This is a genomic window from Thiothrix winogradskyi, from assembly GCF_021650935.1.
Taxonomy (GTDB): Bacteria; Pseudomonadota; Gammaproteobacteria; order Thiotrichales; family Thiotrichaceae; genus Thiothrix; species Thiothrix winogradskyi.
In genome coordinates this window covers 3914096-3931132 of sequence record NZ_CP091244.1, presented here as the reverse complement: position 1 = coordinate 3931132, position 17037 = coordinate 3914096, and the positions used below count along the sequence as shown (strand labels likewise).

General features: G+C 44.0%; 14 protein-coding genes. 9 read left to right on the top strand and 5 right to left on the bottom strand.

Annotated elements, in window-relative coordinates:
- Positions 1 to 240: 240 nt before the first annotated feature.
- Complete coding sequence (locus L2Y54_RS19460; RefSeq protein WP_236498361.1) at positions 241 to 546, bottom strand: hypothetical protein; 306 nt, start codon at positions 544 to 546, stop codon at positions 241 to 243.
- A gap of 363 nt (positions 547 to 909) precedes the next feature.
- Here L2Y54_RS19460 and mqo point away from each other — a divergent pair, with 363 nt between their 5' ends.
- The 3 genes from mqo to rraA all read left to right on the top strand — a co-directional run bounded on the left by mqo (position 910) and on the right by rraA (position 4569).
- Positions 910 to 2412, top strand: a complete 1503-nt coding sequence (gene mqo, locus L2Y54_RS19455) for a malate dehydrogenase (quinone) (protein WP_236498359.1) — start codon at positions 910 to 912, stop codon at positions 2410 to 2412.
- 223 nt (positions 2413 to 2635) lie between these two features.
- The gene (aceA, locus tag L2Y54_RS19450) at positions 2636 to 3946 is read left to right on the top strand and encodes an isocitrate lyase (RefSeq protein WP_236498357.1); all 1311 of its coding nucleotides are present in this window, start codon (positions 2636 to 2638) and stop codon (positions 3944 to 3946) included.
- Between the two features lie 134 nt (positions 3947 to 4080).
- Complete coding sequence (rraA, locus tag L2Y54_RS19445; RefSeq protein WP_236498356.1) at positions 4081 to 4569, top strand: ribonuclease E activity regulator RraA; 489 nt, start codon at positions 4081 to 4083, stop codon at positions 4567 to 4569.
- Positions 4570 to 4621: 52 nt separating this feature from the next.
- On the opposite strand, the gene L2Y54_RS19440 is transcribed toward rraA, so the two are convergent.
- The 4 genes from L2Y54_RS19440 to L2Y54_RS19425 form a co-directional block, all read right to left on the bottom strand.
- A complete protein-coding gene (locus tag L2Y54_RS19440; protein ID WP_236498354.1) occupies positions 4622 to 5197 on the bottom strand; it encodes a TRAP transporter large permease subunit in 576 nt (191 codons plus the stop codon).
- An 8-nt stretch (positions 5198 to 5205) separates the two neighbouring features.
- On the bottom strand, positions 5206 to 6075 hold the full coding sequence (locus L2Y54_RS19435; protein ID WP_236496529.1) for an IS982 family transposase: 870 nt from the start codon (positions 6073 to 6075) through the stop codon (positions 5206 to 5208).
- A 75-nt stretch (positions 6076 to 6150) separates the two neighbouring features.
- Positions 6151 to 7206, bottom strand: coding sequence for a TRAP transporter large permease (locus L2Y54_RS19430; RefSeq protein WP_236498353.1), 1056 nt, complete (start codon positions 7204 to 7206; stop codon positions 6151 to 6153).
- Positions 7203 to 7739: a TRAP transporter small permease subunit gene (locus tag L2Y54_RS19425; RefSeq protein WP_236498351.1), complete on the bottom strand. Its 537-nt coding sequence runs from the start codon at positions 7737 to 7739 to the stop codon at positions 7203 to 7205. The genes L2Y54_RS19430 and L2Y54_RS19425 overlap by 4 nt, the downstream gene beginning before the upstream one ends.
- 591 nt (positions 7740 to 8330) lie before the next feature.
- Here L2Y54_RS19425 and L2Y54_RS19420 point away from each other — a divergent pair.
- From L2Y54_RS19420 to L2Y54_RS19395, 6 genes are all read left to right on the top strand, one after another.
- Positions 8331 to 9836, top strand: a complete 1506-nt coding sequence (locus tag L2Y54_RS19420; RefSeq protein ID WP_236498349.1) for a hypothetical protein — start codon at positions 8331 to 8333, stop codon at positions 9834 to 9836.
- A 5-nt stretch (positions 9837 to 9841) separates the two neighbouring features.
- A complete protein-coding gene (locus L2Y54_RS19415) occupies positions 9842 to 12160 on the top strand; it encodes a dynamin family protein (protein WP_236498347.1) in 2319 nt (772 codons plus the stop codon).
- Between the two features lie 10 nt (positions 12161 to 12170).
- Positions 12171 to 14357: a dynamin family protein gene (locus tag L2Y54_RS19410; protein ID WP_236498345.1), complete on the top strand. Its 2187-nt coding sequence runs from the start codon at positions 12171 to 12173 to the stop codon at positions 14355 to 14357.
- Positions 14358 to 14362: 5 nt separating this feature from the next.
- Positions 14363 to 15412, top strand: a complete 1050-nt coding sequence (locus tag L2Y54_RS19405; protein ID WP_236498344.1) for a formylglycine-generating enzyme family protein — start codon at positions 14363 to 14365, stop codon at positions 15410 to 15412.
- Between the two features lie 158 nt (positions 15413 to 15570).
- Positions 15571 to 16515: a formylglycine-generating enzyme family protein gene (locus L2Y54_RS19400; RefSeq protein ID WP_236498343.1), complete on the top strand. Its 945-nt coding sequence runs from the start codon at positions 15571 to 15573 to the stop codon at positions 16513 to 16515.
- 158 nt (positions 16516 to 16673) lie between these two features.
- A complete protein-coding gene (locus tag L2Y54_RS19395; RefSeq protein ID WP_236498342.1) occupies positions 16674 to 17033 on the top strand; it encodes a hypothetical protein in 360 nt (119 codons plus the stop codon).
- Positions 17034 to 17037 lie beyond the last annotated feature (4 nt).

The following is a 17037-nucleotide window of genomic DNA, read 5'->3' as shown; positions in this document are numbered from 1 at the left end:
ATATGTGATAGCGGACACACAATGGAAAAAACGTTAATCAAATATTTTTTGTTTATTTTGATTTTTATTTATGACGTTTTGAGTTTTGTGCGGGTGCGTTAGCCCCAAAGAAAAAGCGGGGACATGCCCCGCTTAAAGATGCTTTGCGTATTCAGCAGGTAGCCCCATCTGCTGAAAAAACAAAGACTGTTTAACGAACAACCTACTGTTCGTTTAGCCCTATTTTTATTGCGTTGTTTTTTAATAGCCCCTAGAGACCCCTGTGGAATGCCGTGCTGCTGCGGCAACCAGATTGCCGATTCCTGCACTACGCTGTTCTTCACGGTTTTCCGTGATGGTACGCACATGAGGTGTGATAATGTACGCTGGGACGCCTTTCATCACCGCTCTTTCGGTATCAATCGTTGGTTTAGTGCCTTTGCCTTCTGCAAACACAGTGACGTAGGCGCGTTGATCAAGAATGGCTTGCGTCCGTGCATAGCGGCAAGCGTTGCTGAGTGTCTCGTGTGTGGAGTCAAAACTCCCGTTGATATAGACTTTAAACATCGTGTTAGCTCCCGTCGTGTCGTTTCCTGTAGGTGCAGAATATTTAAAAAACCGTCAGCAGAATGTGATAGCGAACACACTTTTTCTTTTTTTGCTCAAAAGTTTTTTATTCTCTATTTTCCTGATTTATTGATAATAAATTAATTTCTTTAATAATTAAATTTTATGGATATGCTTTGAGGTGTGCAAAAAATATTTCATTCGGGTAAAATGCTGCAATGCCGCATCACACCTCACTTTGTCGGCAGCTTTTAACAAGATTGTCGACAATCTTGTTAAAAATCCGTGAAGCACTGCTAGAAATTACCGTCCTTCCCGTTCTATTATCTGTACTTCCTTATCCTTAGCTCTTTGAAGGTGAATATGGTTGCGAAGAATGTAAACGTGGTGCTGGTAGGCGCAGGCACAATGAGTGCTACCTTGGGCGTGTTGCTGAAACAGTTAAACCCATTGTTGACAATCAGCATCATTGAGCGTCTGGAAGATGTCGCAATGGAAAGCACCAGTGGCTGGAATAATGCCGGTACCGGTCATGCTGCCTATTGCGAACTCAACTATACCCCGGAGAAAGCCGATGGCTCGGTGGACGCTAGTAAGGCGTTTGCCATCAATGAGTCATTTGAGCGTACCTTGCAGTTTTGGTCTTATCTGGTGCAACAACAAGCCCTGCCGGAGCCGTCTTCCTTCATTAACCCGACCCCGCATTTGAGTTTTGTGTGGGGCGAGAAGAATGTTGCATTCTTGCGAAAGCGTTTTGAACTGCTTAGCCAACACCCAATGTTTGCGGGGATGGAATACAGTGACGATCCCGCTGTGCTGAAAACTTGGATGCCATTGGTCATGAATGGGCGCGACCCTGCCCAAAGCGTAGCCGGGACACGGGTTATGCATGGCTCGGATGTCAATTTCGGCGCTTTGACCCGCAACATGATTGGTTATTTGCAAAGCTTTGATAATGTCGATTTGCTGCTGAAACACGAAGTCAAAAGCTTGCGTAAGCAAGCTGATGGTAAATGGCGCATTGTGACGCAAGAAACCGATAGCATTTTGGATACGCTAACCTTGACGGCGGATTTCGTATTCTTGGGAGCTGGCGGTGGCGCATTGCCATTGTTGCAAAAATCCGGCATTGCGGAAGGCAAGGGTTATGGCGGTTTCCCCGTTAGTGGTCAATGGTTAGTCTGTAAAAAACCGGAAATTGTGAGCCAACACTTTGCTAAGGTTTATGGCAAAGCGTCTATTGGTGCGCCGCCAATGTCAGTACCGCACTTGGATACGCGCATTATTGATGGCGAAAAAGCGCTGTTGTTCGGGCCTTTTGCGGGTTTCACCACCAAATTCCTCAAAGAAGGCTCGATTCTGGATTTGCCAGAGTCTATTAAGCCCAATAATTTATTGCCGATGGCGAAGGTGGGCTTAAGCAGCTTTGACCTGATCCGTTACCTGGTTTCTGAAGTGATGCAAAACCATGATTCACGCATGGATGCGTTGCGTGAATATTTCCCAGAGGCGCGTAATGAGGACTGGACCTTGGCGAGTGCCGGGCAACGGGTGCAAATCATTAAGAAAGATCCGGTGAAAGGCGGCAAGCTGGAATTTGGTACGGAAGTGATTACCGCAGCAGATGGGTCACTGGCTGGATTATTGGGCGCTTCTCCCGGTGCTTCGGTAACGGTGACGGCGATGTTGCAAGTGTTAGAAAAGTGTTTTGCCACAGAAATGGCTTCTGAGGAATGGCGCAGCAAGTTAAAAGTCATGATCCCGTCGTATGGGGTGTCATTGCTCAATGATGTCGCTTTGCTTCAACAAATCCGCTCATTTACATTGTCGACATTGGGATTAATCAAAATAGATGCCAATCATTGATTCAGGCAATGGTAAAGATTGAATTAATTTTATTGTCGACAGATTATCGGTTCATTACTATCCAAATCCCGGATAATTTAAATGATTGTCCGGCATTTCATGAAAAAGCAAGATTCGCAGCAGCGAGCAGAGAGAGGAATAAAGGATTGCCCTAGGCAAATAAAGGCAAATTGCCGACATTTTACCGGTTTCGTTCACTTTTATTGATTCTGAGGAACACTACATGACAACTCGTGAAGCACAAATTGCAGCTCTGCAAGCAGACTGGGCAGAAAACCCACGTTGGGCAAATGTTAAGCGTACTTATTCTGCGGCTGACGTAGTACGCCTGCGCGGTTCTTTGCAAGTTGACCACACACTGGCAAAACGCGGTGCTGCGAAACTGTGGGATCTGGTTAACGGCGGCGCGAAAAAAGGCTACGTTAACGCTTTCGGCGCGATCAGCGCGGGTCAAGCGATGCAACAAGCTAAAGCAGGTCTGGAAGCAGTTTACCTGTCCGGCTGGCAAGTTGCTGCTGACGGCAACACCTCAGAAACCATGTACCCTGACCAATCCCTGTACGCATACGATTCCGTACCTACCATGGTTCGCCGTATCAACAACACTTTCAAGCGTGCTGACGAAATCCAATGGGGTCGTGGCATCAGCCCAACTGACGAAGGCGGTATCGACTACTTCCTGCCTATCGTTGCTGACGCAGAAGCCGGTTTCGGTGGCGTTCTGAACGCATTTGAACTGATGAAGAACATGATCACCGCAGGCGCGGCTGGCGTTCACTTTGAAGACCAATTGGCTGCTGTTAAGAAGTGCGGTCACATGGGCGGTAAAGTATTGGTTCCAACGGCTGAAGCGGTTGAAAAGCTGATTTCTGCACGTTTTGCGGCTGACGTAATGGGCGTTCCTACCGTTATTCTGGCGCGTACTGACGCTGAAGCAGCTAACCTGATCACTTCTGACCATGACGCTAACGACAAGCCATTCCTGACTGGCGAGCGTACTGCTGAAGGTTTCTACCGCGTTAAAAACGGTCTGGAACAAGCAATCAGCCGTGGCGTTGCTTACGCGCCTTACGCTGACATGGTGTGGTGTGAAACCGGTACGCCTGACCTTGGCTTTGCGCGTGAATTCGCACAAGCGGTTCAAGCTGCTTGCCCAGGTCAACTGTTGTCTTACAACTGCTCACCGTCTTTCAACTGGAAGAAGAATCTGGACGACAAAACCATCGCGAAGTTCCAAGACGAACTGTCTGCAATGGGCTACAAGTACCAGTTCATTACCTTGGCGGGTATCCACGTCAACTGGTTCAACACCTTCCAGTTCGCACACGCTTATGCACGCGGCGAAGGCATGAAGCACTATGTCAACATGGTTCAAGAACCTGAATTTGCTGCACGTGACAAAGGTTACACCTTCGTTTCTCACCAGCAAGAAGTTGGTGTTGGCTACTTCGATGACGTTACCACTGTTATCCAAGGTGGTGCTTCATCTGTAACAGCGTTGACTGGCTCTACTGAAGAAGAGCAATTCCATTAATCTGAAAGACCCTCACCCCAACCCCTCTCCCAAAGGTAGAGGGGCTTAAGATAATCTCTCCCTCTTGCTCCCCCTCTACCTCTGGGAGAGGGGGTTGGGGGGTGAGGGGATTTCCCCTCTTGAGAGACTTCCCCATGACATTCAAAACAGCCGACCTGCTCGACGACAACGAAGACAAGCCACTGCAAGTGGTACAACCGGGTTTCAACAACTACGGTGGTCGTCCCAAATTCTCTGGCGAAATCGTCACTATTAAGATTTACGAAGATAACTCACTGGTACGTGAGCTGGTTGCCGAAGATGGCAAGGGCAAAGTGCTGGTGGTTGATGGCGGTGGTTCTACCCGTTGCGCCCTGCTGGGCGATATGCTCGCTGAAAAAGCGGTGAAAAACGGCTGGAACGGCATTGTCGTTTACGGTCTGATCCGCGATTCCGTGGATATTGGTCAAATGGACATCGGTGTAAAAGCTCTTGGCACATTGCCGCTGAAAAGCGTCAAGCGTGGCGTAGGTTTGCGTAACGAAGTGGTGCGTTTCCACGATGTGACGTTCACCCCCGGTCAATACCTGTACTCGGATGAGGACGGGATGATCGTGTCCCCCGTCCCTTTGCTCGGTGAATAATTATACCGTAGGGGCGGTTCATGAACCGCCCCTACAATCCCACCCGCCTTCTCTATTTATCCAACTGGAAATTCAGCTCGTTACTATCCTTTTTGGCTGGCTCTGGCGTTTGTGCCGGAGCTTGCCCATCCAAATTGAACTGGATTTCCCCGCTACCTGAGCTAACCGCTGGTTGGTTGCTTTCCATCTGGAAATTGATTTCCTGACTGTGTTCAACCGGTGCTTTGCCCTTATCCAAGAACGTTGTCACTAGCCCCGGTGAGAACATCACAATGACCGTCATGATCATTTGCAAACCGACCCACGGCACTGCACCCCAGTAAATATCGCTGCTTTTCACTTCTTTGGGCGCAACCCCGCGCAAGTAAAACAGCGCGAATCCAAACGGTGGGTGCATAAACGAAGTTTGGATATTCACACTCAAAATAATCCCAAACCACACCAGCGCAGCGGTGGCAGCGGCAGGTTCACTAAAGCCCATTGTCATCAATACCGGGGTAAGGATTTTCTGGGCAACAGGGGCAAGCAATGGCACGAGGATAAATACAATTTCAAAGAAATCGAGGAAGAATGCCAAAAAGAAAATAAACAGATTGACGATAATTAACCTGAGTTCGGGATAAGCCATCCCTCAATTTAGATCACAACCAATGCTGATGTTTTTAAATCCAGTGCTGGTTTTTTATCTTGATAGGCATATGACACCAAGCCAGCAATGATGTTAATCATATAGTTAGTGAGTGAACGGTGGCGTGAATGCTCAATTTGTGAAATATTTTTCAACTGATCATTGATGGTTTCGATGATGCTCCGTTTACGCAACATCAGTGTATCGAACGTGTCACGCGCCACGGGTTTCATGTTTTTCTTCAGCGAGGTAATCCATTCAACCCCTTGCTCTGCCAACGATTCTGTCAATGCCTTGGAAATGTAGCCACGATCACCAAAGACTTTGCCGACCACTTTTTTCAGCAACGTGGGAACGGGCTTACGGTCATCGGTATTACCCGAAGTAATGGCAAACGATAAAATATTGCCGCAGTCATCCACGACCAAATGAAGTTTGAACCCATAAAACCAGCCTGTTGACGATTTACCCCGCCCTGCGTCTTTGCGAAAGGTGTGATGACGTGGAATACGCAAATTTTCACAGACTTTCAAGGGGGTAGAGTCTATGAAGGCAATACCTCGCCCCGTTTCACAGCGTTGCTGCATAAACAGGGTTAGTGGCAAAAGAACACGCGGCATTAACTCAATAAAACGTTGATAACTAGGGAGTTGCGGGAAATGACCCTTAAGAAATACTTTGACATGACGCTCATAATACCACTTGAAAGTACGATACCCCACTTGGTGGTAATGCACCAAAATCGTCATGATTTCACTATCGCCAAGACCACTGTGGCGACGACGATGCCCGCCTTTCGGGGTCAATAACGTTTTGTTCCATTCGGGATGAAAGTCCTGACAAAAATCGTCAATGGCACAGAATAACCGTGTTAGCATCTCAGTAGCAGCCTTTGGTGGGGTCAATGTTGTGTGTGGTTACTCACATTCTCCCATGAAAGGCTGCGCCTTACCTTATCCCGAACTCAGGTTAATTAAGAAGCTAATCCAGCCCCCCGGCAAATCCGAGAACAAGCCTTCGACCCAATGCCCGCCATCCACGCCTTGGAACACCACTGAAAACGTGGTTGCCCCGATCAGGATGAAAATGACCATTGAGGTAATCCGAGCAGTATTTCTATACGCTTGCTTGATTAAACTCCACCACTCTGCCGTGCCACCGAGCTGTTTGCGCCGCCAATATGCCAGCAATACCGCGCCCATTGCCCCCATTGCACCGGATTCGGTCGGGGTGGCAATACCGAGCATAATCGTACCGAGTACCAAAAAAATCAGTACCGCCGTGGGAATAATGCCGAGCAAAGCTTTCTTCAACAGAGCAGTGCCCCTTAGCGTGATTTCGTTTTCGGGAATCGGCGGCAACCAATCGGGGCGAATGCGGGTGAGTAAAAAAGTGTATGCCATGAATAAGCCGATTTGTAGCATGGCGGGAATCCATGCGGCTAAATACATGCTGCCAACATCGGCACTCGCGGTTGGCGTTTTCAACTGATCTGCCATAATGATCAACACCAGTGACGGCGGTACAATTTGCGCAATCGTGCCTGAAGCCGCCAATACGCCCGTGGTGTAACGCATGTTGTAGCGGTAGCGCATCATAATGGGCAAGGAAATCATGGCCATTGCAATCACTTGCGCAGCGACAGTGCCAGTAATTGCCCCCAGCACAAAGCTCACCAGAATCACCGAATAACCCAAGCCACCGTGTACCCGCCCAAACAGTTGCCCCATTGAATCGAGCATGTCTTCGGCAAGGCGGCTACGTTCCAGTACCGCGCCCATAAACGTGAAAAACGGTATCGCCAGCAATAACTCGTTGGCAATCACGCTGCCAAAAATCCGCTGCGGAATGGCCTGCAAAAACGGCAGGGTGAAAAAGCCCATTTCAATCGAAATAAAGCCAAAAAATAGCCCAACCGCCATCAGTGAAAATGCCACTGGGAAGCCGACCAGCATGAACAACACCAGCCCCGCAAACATGAGCAAGGGCATCATTTCCAAGGTAATCATTGCGCAGGTTTCTCGTAGTGGGTGTCAAGTTGGATGTCGCCTTTTAGTGCGGCAAAGCGTTTTATCAGCTCTGACAAACCTTGCAGAACCAGTAAACCGAAGCCGAGCGGCAACATGAATTTGATCGGGTAGCGCGGTAAGCCGCCGGAATTGCTGGAATGTTCCAGAATGTCCCACGAGGGTAAAAACAGCGTTTTCCATGACAGCCAAGCAAACAGGGTGCAGGCAGGTAACAGGAATAGCAGCAAACCGAAAATGTCGATATACAAGCGGGTGCGATCGGAGACATTGCCGTAAATGATGTCAACGCGCACATGCCCGTTTTGCGCCAGTGTGTGAGATGCGCCCAGCATTACCGCAGCACCGAATAAGTACCACTGTAATTCCAGCGGCCAGTTGTCGCTGATGTCGAGGCTGTAACGCAGGATGGCGTTGCCTGCACTGACCACGCAGGCAAGCAGGATTAGGACGTTGGCGAGTTGCCCGAATTTGGCGTTCATTGCGTCAACGGTGCGGGAGAATGTTAGTAGCATGGTGAGGCTATCCTTGAATGTTCTGACGTTCCTTGCGGTTCACGTATCAACTCGTTTTCCCAGCAACCTGCTAATACGGCTAATGGATTGGGAGTAGAAATAGTGGTAGCTACCGGCAGGACTTCAATCCTGTGGATAATGTCGTGGTCGGGTTTAAGCAACATATTGTTATCCTCCATTTGATTGACCGGAGAAAGTGACGGATTGCTTATGATAGCGTAAACACAACAGGCGTTCAGTGCTTTGGCGGCTGGCTCATGTGACTTCTCTCAGTCACAGTATGATTTAGTGGCAATCTGATGGGTGGTGATTGACCAATTAATAAATAATTTATATCATAATGTTTAAAATAATAATGGCAAGTCTGTTTATCATGATCAAACCTAAACCACGTGTCTATGTCTGCGAATCCTGCGGATGGCGTAAAGTTATTTCCCCTATAAGCGATGTGTTGATGCCGGGTGATTATTATGATTCTTGCTCAGCATGTAATGCTAAGTCATTGAAATTAAAAAATTTAATCCAGGGGTGGAGGTTGGATTTAGGCTATTGAGTAAAATATTTAAACACTAACAATAAAGGTATCGCGTCATGTCTTTTCCGTTACCCCAAGATCAATCGGCAAATATCGGGAAAAATACAAAACTGGTCGAGCAAGCCATTCAATTATTTAACGATAAAATGGCAGAAAAAATAGTTGATGAAATGGCGGTGGTACATATCATCGGTGCATTTTCTGCTGGTAAGTCACGGTTAATACGTGAATTGTTGCGTTGCCATCATGCGGCACATGACCTACTGCCCATCAGCTCACAAGAACGGCAAAGTGCATTACCACTGGAAATTACTTACGGTGAAGTATCACGTTTGCTTCGCGTTGGTGAAAAGCATGATGCGGTAATGTTGTCTGCCTTTCCTGAGCGTGGTGAACAGCGACGGTTTGATGCTAGTCAATACCGCCTAAGACTTGAGTTGCCTGAACCGGCGCTATTATTGGGTGACATGGTGTTATGCAGTGCAGAAGAGGGTATCAAGCGTTTGGTAGTAAAGGATATGCCGGGTTGGAACTCAGGCGATTCCTTTGTTGCAGAAAATGCATTAGCTAACGGTTTGGTCGGTGCAGATAACATCAGCTTGGTATATGTGGTACGTGCCAACGGCGTTGACAGTCAAGATGATTTAAGTCGTTTACGTGCTATTTTCACTGCCGTTGAAACAGGCGATGCATTTTTCTATAACGGCTTCCACTTAGTCGTTGTTGTTACGCGCTGTGATGATGTCAGTGAACATGCAGCTATCACTAGCCGCATTACTGAGCGCTTACTTCAACTGGCTGAAGAAGTGGGTATTGAGGATGATTTCAAGCTGACCGTATTGTGTGTGGATTTCGGCAAAGAACAAGATGCGCTGAATCATAAGCTATTTATTGAAAAGTTTTGGAAGGCGATATTCCTTCCGATTGCTAAAGAAAAATCTTTAATAAGTCCTTTAGGTTTAGCAGGTCGCTTACAGCACTGGAAAAAAGATTGGCTTATTCAAGCTAAGCTCATGGGTTCGTTAGCGTTGATGTCGGCAGCGCGACATTGGGTTGAGGGATTTAAGAAAGAAGGTCAGTTTGTTGCCTATATGAACAGCACACGCTTATTAGGTTTATCTAAGGAAGAGCGTTGTTCAAAAGTTCACAGCACTTGGAGGAAACAAGTGGGTTTCTGGCAACAATCCGAAGAAGTTATATCAAAATTGACATTGGGCGATGATCATCCATTAGCACACTTTTGGAATAATTATTGGTTAAAACGACTAAGTGATATTACCAAAAAAGTTGATGAGTTGGCATTAAAAATGGAACTGACGATAAAAATATTGCCATTGAGTACCACTGATTTGCAAGACTATTTCCACGATCAAGTTGAGGGCAGTTATTGTCAAGCGATGAGAGCATTGAACAGTAGTTTTTATTGTGTCGCGGATTCACTCGAAGCAATAAAAAATGATCAAGACCAAGCAAAAGTAGTTGCAACATTGTTATCAGTTTCTCACCTCGATGCTAAATATTCAGATTATTATAATTTTTTCAAAAAATCTCAGGGGATTTGATTAGTATGCATATTTTAAATCAAACATTGGAACAGCGTGAAGCTCGTATCGGAAAAGTACTTGACTATATTCGTCAAACTCAACATATTTTTGAAAAATATGCCAGTTCAGAATTGAAAGCTGCACATGGACGTTTTGAGCCACTGATTCAAGGCTTGGAGTCTGATAAAGTGCGGATAGTTGTGATCGGTGAGTTTTCTCGTGGCAAGTCGCGTTTAGTCAATGCGTTACTTGGTATTGATTTATTACCTTCAGCTAAAGAAGCCACCACCGCTATTAATACTTTTCTTCAGTCTCCACCTGTCGGGCGAGAAAATGATAAATATATTCGCCTTAATTTCATTGATAAGGAGCGCCCAGATCAAGAGTTAAATTGGGATAATGATGGCGTTCTTAAACAATGGGGAACAGAACTCGACAAAAATAATAAAAGTGCACGGAGTCAGTTGCAACGTATTGATGTATTTGCTGCACACGATCTACTGAATAAAGGTTTGGTTATCATTGATACACCAGGGTTAGAATCAGTCGTCGCACATCATGAGGAAATAACCCGTAAAGCTATTGCAGGTGCTCACATTGCGATTTGGGTACAAAGTGTTGAACAATTGGGTGGAAATAGCCGTGAATGGCAGTTTTTGACTGCTACTGTTCGGCAAAATTTCCGCAAGTTTTTAACAGTCGTCAATATGTGGGATCAGGTGTTAGAGCCTGAAGATGATCATGATAAAGCCAAGCCAGAATCAGAGCGAGTTGATGAAAAATTGAATACTGTACGTGAAAACTTTCGTCAACACTTAAAAGGTTTGTCCGAATCAGAATTGGCACAGATGACAAATGATCAGCACCTAATGGGTGTGAGTGCTAAATGGGCATTAAGTAAGGATGATGAACAAAAAAGACGTTCAGGTATTGACCATTTAGTACAACGTATTGCTGACTTATGCAATTCTGGTGAAGCACAACAAGAAGTTTTTTATAAGCCTCTTAAGCAGCTTAGTCATATTCAAACCACTTTGGCGGCAGCATTAGATGATGAAATCAATGTATTAAATGATTCTCGTACACTTGATGAAAAGAAACGTGAATTGGATTTATTGGAGCAAGAAATAAAAAGTCAAACATTAGAGAAAAAACAAGCAGAACGTGAGCATAAAGATGAGCATCATCGTGTTGCACAGGTGATGACTAAGGAAATTAATGAAAACTTAGTGCAGCCATTACGAGGATTGCGTGATGAAATAAATATAATTCTCACCGAAAATTATATTAGGCATGAGGTTGAAGCAGGACATAAAAATATTGGATTGCCACAAGAGGCACAAATCAAGTTTCAACAAGTTACACAGACTGTTAGTGAGAAATGGGTGCAACAAAAACAGCAGGTTGAATTAGCATTAAATAATTTGAAAGCTGAATATGTTTCTGCTATGGAGAAACGCAATATTCGATTGAAAAAAACTCTTGGAAGTATGAATATTGAACTACCAGAAATAAAAATTGATTTAAAATTGGATTTGTCCAACGTGATTTCTTTTCAAAAAAAGAAAATAGAATTAGAGCACCATATGGAAAAACTTGAAACCGAAATGGAAAAGTATGAAGTAGAGAGTGCTCAGCTTTCGCATGATGATCCACGAATAAAGTCAGCACAATTTGCATATGAAATGGCTCAACGTCAATTGAGAGACTTAGGTAGTCAACCTGAGCCGTATGCTTATCAAGTTAGAGAACAAGTTGTAGAACCTGGTATTTGGGATGATGCAAAATATGAACAACGCACCCAATATGACGATAGTAACCTCAAAGAATATCAAGCCGAACGTGCTCAGCTCAAAAATGATATGCATAACCGTGGAAAATTATTAGAGAAACTCATGCAAGAAGAAGCAGAGAGAAGTAAACAACGTCAAACCGCTGAAGTAATGCGCCGTAAGGCAGAGCAACAACTGGCAAAAATTGAAAAGCAGCGTAAAGAAAAAGAAGCATCAATTGTTAAAGAACAACAAGCTATAGTGGCAGATACATTGCGTGCCTTACAAAATAGTACTATGGGTGAACTAAATAATCGCATTGGTTTTTTGGAAAAAAATGTAAGCAAAAGTATTGAGAAATTATTCGATGACCAACTCGACGTATTACTTGCTTGTGTAGAAGAGCAATTCATGCAACCTCTTCGTGCAAAACAAGCTAAACGTGAAGAAGTTTTAGAAATTTTTAAGCGAGAGCAAGATGAAATTGAACAGCGAAAACTTGAGTTAAGTAAAGCTAAAAAACAGCTTAGTGAGGTTATGGATTTTACTCAAACAGCGTTAGCTAACTAAGGTGAATTTTATGAACTATAAAGCGATGATAGCACAAATTCCAGAAGAGTTGCGTCTTGAAGTTCAAGCCCTTGCTGAGAAGACTATTCATGTCAACAAGCCATTAAATGTCTGTGTGGTCGGTGAGTTCTCAACAGGAAAAAGCAGCCTGATTAACGCTCTACTGGGCGAATCTCTGTTGCCGACTGCACGTGAAGAAACGACGGCTTTGCCTACATTTATTGAATATGCATCTGAATTGCGGATTGAATTGATCAACACTAATGGCGTAATTACACCTATTACGCAAGAGCAATTCTTGAATTATACTGTTGTTGCACCAGAAAATGCGCTGTGTTCTGTATTACACTACCCTGCTACATGGCTAAGTGATTTAACATTGATTGATTTACCAGGATTAGGAAGTCAATCACAACGCCACAGCGATTACACTCATGCACAGATTAGCGCAGCAGATGCCATTATCTATTTGTTATCACCACGCGGCACAACGCAAGGTGACTTGAAATTGCTGCGTCTTATCAAACAATATGGAAAATACTTAACAATTACTGTGGCTCAATGGGACAAGATTGAAGAATCTATAAAAGAAGGCGAACAAGCACCTGATTTAAAAGAATGGCAGGCACTCATTGCTCAAGAGACAGGGGTGGATTTAGTGCTGTTCGGTGCTAGTAAATATGGACATGGGCGCGATGCCATCATTGATTTTTTACAAAAGACTAAGCAATGTAAAAGTGAAATTCGTGAAAACCGTTTTCAGGCTGAATTAGTACCGTTACTAAAAAATGCATTAGGGAAAATTAACGACGAACAAGCAATTTGCAATGCAAATAGTGCCGAACAGCAACAAAAATTGCATAATACACTACTTGATCAACGACAAGCACTATTAGACGTTAAAAGTGATCTGTATGCACGTAGTAATGATGATCAATCCCAGCTTGAACAGCAAGCCCAACAGCTTGCCAAGTGTCATCGTGAAACATTAATAGCCAAATTGTGTGAATTACCCATTGCTACAAAAGATGACGATTGGCAGGCATTTACTGATTCAGCATATCAACAACTAAAAGCTCAGGTAATAGTAACGGCTGATGGTTTAAAAACCTTATCGGCTAATTACGGACAATTGCAAATTTCTGATATTAAAATAAATAAACTTAATTTGCATTTGCCTTCACCTGAACCTATTGAATTGGATGATTTTATCAATATAAGTCAATTATCTGCTTTACAAGATGATTTGAAGCAAAAAGAAAAAATTGCTGAACAGGATCATGAGGTCATTCGGACGCTAGGTAATATTAATGTAGACAATTCATTGCAACAACTCAGTGAGTTGCGTACTGAACGTTCTAATATTGCTAAGCAAGAACTGCCTCGTATACTACAAACCATTGAAGGTAACGAGAACAGTTCAAGCATATTTAAAGGTCTTGGTCATTTACTGGATATTGGGTTAATTCTTATTCAAGGGCCATTGGCCGCTGTTAAAGCTGCATCACTGCTAGGAGAAACATCTAAAGTATTGAAAGTAGTGAATACAGTAAACACTGTTACCAACGTTATCAAGTCGCCAGAACTAGAACCATTTTTCAAGTTTTCAGAGAAGTTGTCACTCAGTTATTGGGGTGAACAATTAGGGAAAAGCTTTGACCAACCAACACGCACGATTGAGGTGATTGACCCGAATGCTGAAGCTGAACGACAACGATTATTACAGGAATACGATCAACAAATAATCAAGCAGCGAGCAGAATTACATCGCTTAGAAGATTTGCAACAACAACGTGATCATAGTGAGTGGGCATTAGCACAAAATATTAAAGAGCAAGAGCAGTTAAAGTTAAGTATCCAATCATTGCAAAAACGGGCATTAATGGCACAACAAGAAGCACAGGCGGATGCGATTAAGCAGCAAGAAGCAATAATTGAGCATTATCGTCAGCAGTTGATTAATCAAACTGGTGTTCAGTTTGACCAACAAACTCGCCCAATGATTGATTTACTCCGCACTACATGCAAACGTTATTGGACGGAACACGTTGATGCAACGTTAGCCCAGCGTTTGCAAACAGTGGAAGATTTAACCCAACAGCTTCAACAAGCCCCTGAGAAAAAACAAAAGGCATTAGCTGAACTTCAGCAGCAATTAACAACAATTCAATCTGTGCTGAATATGTTGAAGGGATAATCATTATGTCATTTGAAAACGCTCTTAAAAATTCGACTGATAGTAATAGTATTAATACCTACTTGAAGTTTTTAGCTGATAAAAGCATCAAGACAGATAACTATAATGCTGATTTATCCGAAAGATTGCAATTATTGTCTGATGAAAAATCTAAGATGGAAAAGCATAATGCTGATTTGACTGAAGCATTGAGATCAAATGAAGATTCTTATTTGAAAATAGAACAAGCCTACTGGATAATCTCGGATGAATTGAGGCTTTATAAACTAGCTTACTTAATAAGTCTTACTCCATTCTCATGGTCTGGAAATATTGAGCAAGACCACTTTGGAGATTATGTTGATTTGATTTTTGAAGATGTAATCAATCGTTTCCGTTGGATACCACCGGGTAGTTTTCTAATGGGGTCGCCAACTTCAGAATTTGGACGTGATGACGATGAAATCCAGCACAGTGTGACTCTGACAGAGGGATTTTGGATGGCAGATACTGTTTGTACCCAAGCTTTATGGCTGGCGGTTATGAGTAGCAATCCGTCTGTGTTTTCCCAAAATCTTGAAAATCCAGTCGATAGTGTGAGCTGGGGGGACGTGCAGATCTTTTTGCAACGTGCGAATAATTCTGATTCGGGCGGAGTATTGCGTCTGCCATTTGAAGCAGAATGGGAATACGCTTGCCGTGCCGGAACTGATACCCCATTTGCATTTGATGCTATCACACCGAGAAGTATAAATTACAATGGACATCATCCCTATGTCGATGGTGTACAAGGTTTATACCGTGAGGAAACTAAGTCAGTGAAATCGCTTCGAGCTAATGCTTGGGGTTTGTATCAAATGCATGGCAATGTTTGGGAATGGTGTCAGGATTGGTACGATGACTATCCCTCTTCCTCTGTCAGTGATCCGATAGGTGCTGAAAGCGGCACATACCATGTGTTACGTGGTGGTTCGTGGTTTACCCCTGCGTCTCTCGCCCGTTCTGCTCAGCGCCACTGTGATGAGGAGACAGATGAGAGGTACTCTAATTATGGATTCCGACTCGTATTAGGTTGATCTTAGCCTTAGGATGGAATGAGTGTATCGCGAATAGTTGACGATTTGACCCGGCAACTCTCACAAGCACTTGAACAAAAACAAATGGCATTGGCAGGACTTCAACAGCAACTAACTCAAGTTCGATCGGTGTACAACACATTAATGGTATAAATAATATGTCAATTGAAAGTTTTCTTAGTAATTCTGTTGATAGTAAAGTTGTTAATAACTATTTGAGATTATTGGCAGATAAAACTGTTAACCTAGAACTTCATAATGAAGACTTGACTAAGAAATTACAGTTGAATAAGCATTCATTTTCAAAAATTCCGCATAATTCCCCAAGTATGCAGCATAAACTTTTATGGTCTGAAAGCGTTGAAAACGACCAATATGGGGAGTATGCAGAATTGGTTTTGCGAGGAGTGAGTAGTCGCTTCCGTTGGATAAAACCGGGAAGTTTTTTAATGGGTTCACCAATCTCAGAATTTGGACGTGAAATAAATGAAATCCAACATGATGTGACCCTGACAAAAGGCTTTTGGATGGCAGATACTGCTTGTACCCAAGCTTTGTGGCTGGCGGTGATGGGTAGCAATTCATCCAAGTTTCCCCAAAATCTTCAAAATCCGGTTGATAGTGTGAGTTGGGAGGATGTGCAGGTCTTTTTACAACGTGCGAATAATTCTGATTTGGGCGGAGTGTTGCGTCTGCCATTTGAAGCAGAATGGGAATACGCTTGCCGTGCCGGAACTGATACCCCGTTTGCATTTGGTGAGAATATCACGCCGGGAGAAGTAAATTACAATGGAAATTATCCCTATGCCAATGGTGTAAAAGGCTTATACCGTGCGGAAACTAGGTCTGTTAAATCGCTTCGAGCTAATGCTTGGGGTTTGTATCAAATGCATGGCAATGTGTGGGAATGGTGTCAGGATTGGTATGGTGCCTATCGTTCTAACCCAGTCAGCAATCCGAAGGGTGCTGAAAGTGGTACTCACCGCGTGTTGCGCGGTGGTTCGTGGTACAACTTTGCGAAGTTCGTGCGTTCCTCTTCCCGTTCCAGTGGCACGGCGAACTTTCGGGGCAGCCACATAGGCTTCCGGCTTGTACTCCTCTAGGTCAAGTTGAGCGAAGCTGGGCGGCTCTGCAGCAAAGTCTTAGCGTGGGAAGCGAGCTAAATGCAGGCGTGCGCAGGCGCACGTTGGCGTTTGGTGAAGCATCTCGTGCAGGGGCAGCGCCTCTGCCGATGTGATTTTTCCAAAAGGAGCATTAACCAATGGGCGATGATTTTTTACTGAAAAGTCGTGATGAACAAATTCTGAGTAACTACCTCAAAATGCTTGCCTTCACTGCGCAAGAAAAAAACAGTGATCATGCACTCATGGTGTTAAGGTTTAAAAAACTAGAGTTAAGAAAGAGTGCGAGGAAATTTCATGGCGAAAATAACGATCTAGTTAATCATCATCTTAATATTTGGCAAGACCACGTTGATAGAATGTTAGCTCAGCGTTTGCAAACAGTTGATGATTTGACCCAGCAACTCTCACAAGCACCTGAACAAAAACAAACAGCATTGGCAGGACTTCAACAGCAACTGACTCAAGTTCAATCGGTGCTCAATAAATTAAAGGTATAAATAA

What these genes read in the sequence shown, in the direction of transcription:
- L2Y54_RS19460 (WP_236498361.1), bottom strand. Translation starts at nt 546, where the DNA reads ATGTTTAAAGTCTATATCAACGGGAGTTTTGACTCCACACACGAGACA.
- mqo (WP_236498359.1), top strand. Translation starts at nt 910, where the DNA reads ATGGTTGCGAAGAATGTAAACGTGGTGCTGGTAGGCGCAGGCACAATG.
- aceA (WP_236498357.1), top strand. Translation starts at nt 2,636, where the DNA reads ATGACAACTCGTGAAGCACAAATTGCAGCTCTGCAAGCAGACTGGGCA.
- rraA (WP_236498356.1), top strand. Translation starts at nt 4,081, where the DNA reads ATGACATTCAAAACAGCCGACCTGCTCGACGACAACGAAGACAAGCCA.
- L2Y54_RS19440 (WP_236498354.1), bottom strand. Translation starts at nt 5,197, where the DNA reads ATGGCTTATCCCGAACTCAGGTTAATTATCGTCAATCTGTTTATTTTC.
- L2Y54_RS19435 (WP_236496529.1), bottom strand. Translation starts at nt 6,075, where the DNA reads ATGCTAACACGGTTATTCTGTGCCATTGACGATTTTTGTCAGGACTTT.
- L2Y54_RS19430 (WP_236498353.1), bottom strand. Translation starts at nt 7,206, where the DNA reads ATGATTACCTTGGAAATGATGCCCTTGCTCATGTTTGCGGGGCTGGTG.
- L2Y54_RS19425 (WP_236498351.1), bottom strand. Translation starts at nt 7,739, where the DNA reads ATGCTACTAACATTCTCCCGCACCGTTGACGCAATGAACGCCAAATTC.
- L2Y54_RS19420 (WP_236498349.1), top strand. Translation starts at nt 8,331, where the DNA reads ATGTCTTTTCCGTTACCCCAAGATCAATCGGCAAATATCGGGAAAAAT.
- L2Y54_RS19415 (WP_236498347.1), top strand. Translation starts at nt 9,842, where the DNA reads ATGCATATTTTAAATCAAACATTGGAACAGCGTGAAGCTCGTATCGGA.
- L2Y54_RS19410 (WP_236498345.1), top strand. Translation starts at nt 12,171, where the DNA reads ATGAACTATAAAGCGATGATAGCACAAATTCCAGAAGAGTTGCGTCTT.
- L2Y54_RS19405 (WP_236498344.1), top strand. Translation starts at nt 14,363, where the DNA reads ATGTCATTTGAAAACGCTCTTAAAAATTCGACTGATAGTAATAGTATT.
- L2Y54_RS19400 (WP_236498343.1), top strand. Translation starts at nt 15,571, where the DNA reads ATGTCAATTGAAAGTTTTCTTAGTAATTCTGTTGATAGTAAAGTTGTT.
- L2Y54_RS19395 (WP_236498342.1), top strand. Translation starts at nt 16,674, where the DNA reads ATGGGCGATGATTTTTTACTGAAAAGTCGTGATGAACAAATTCTGAGT.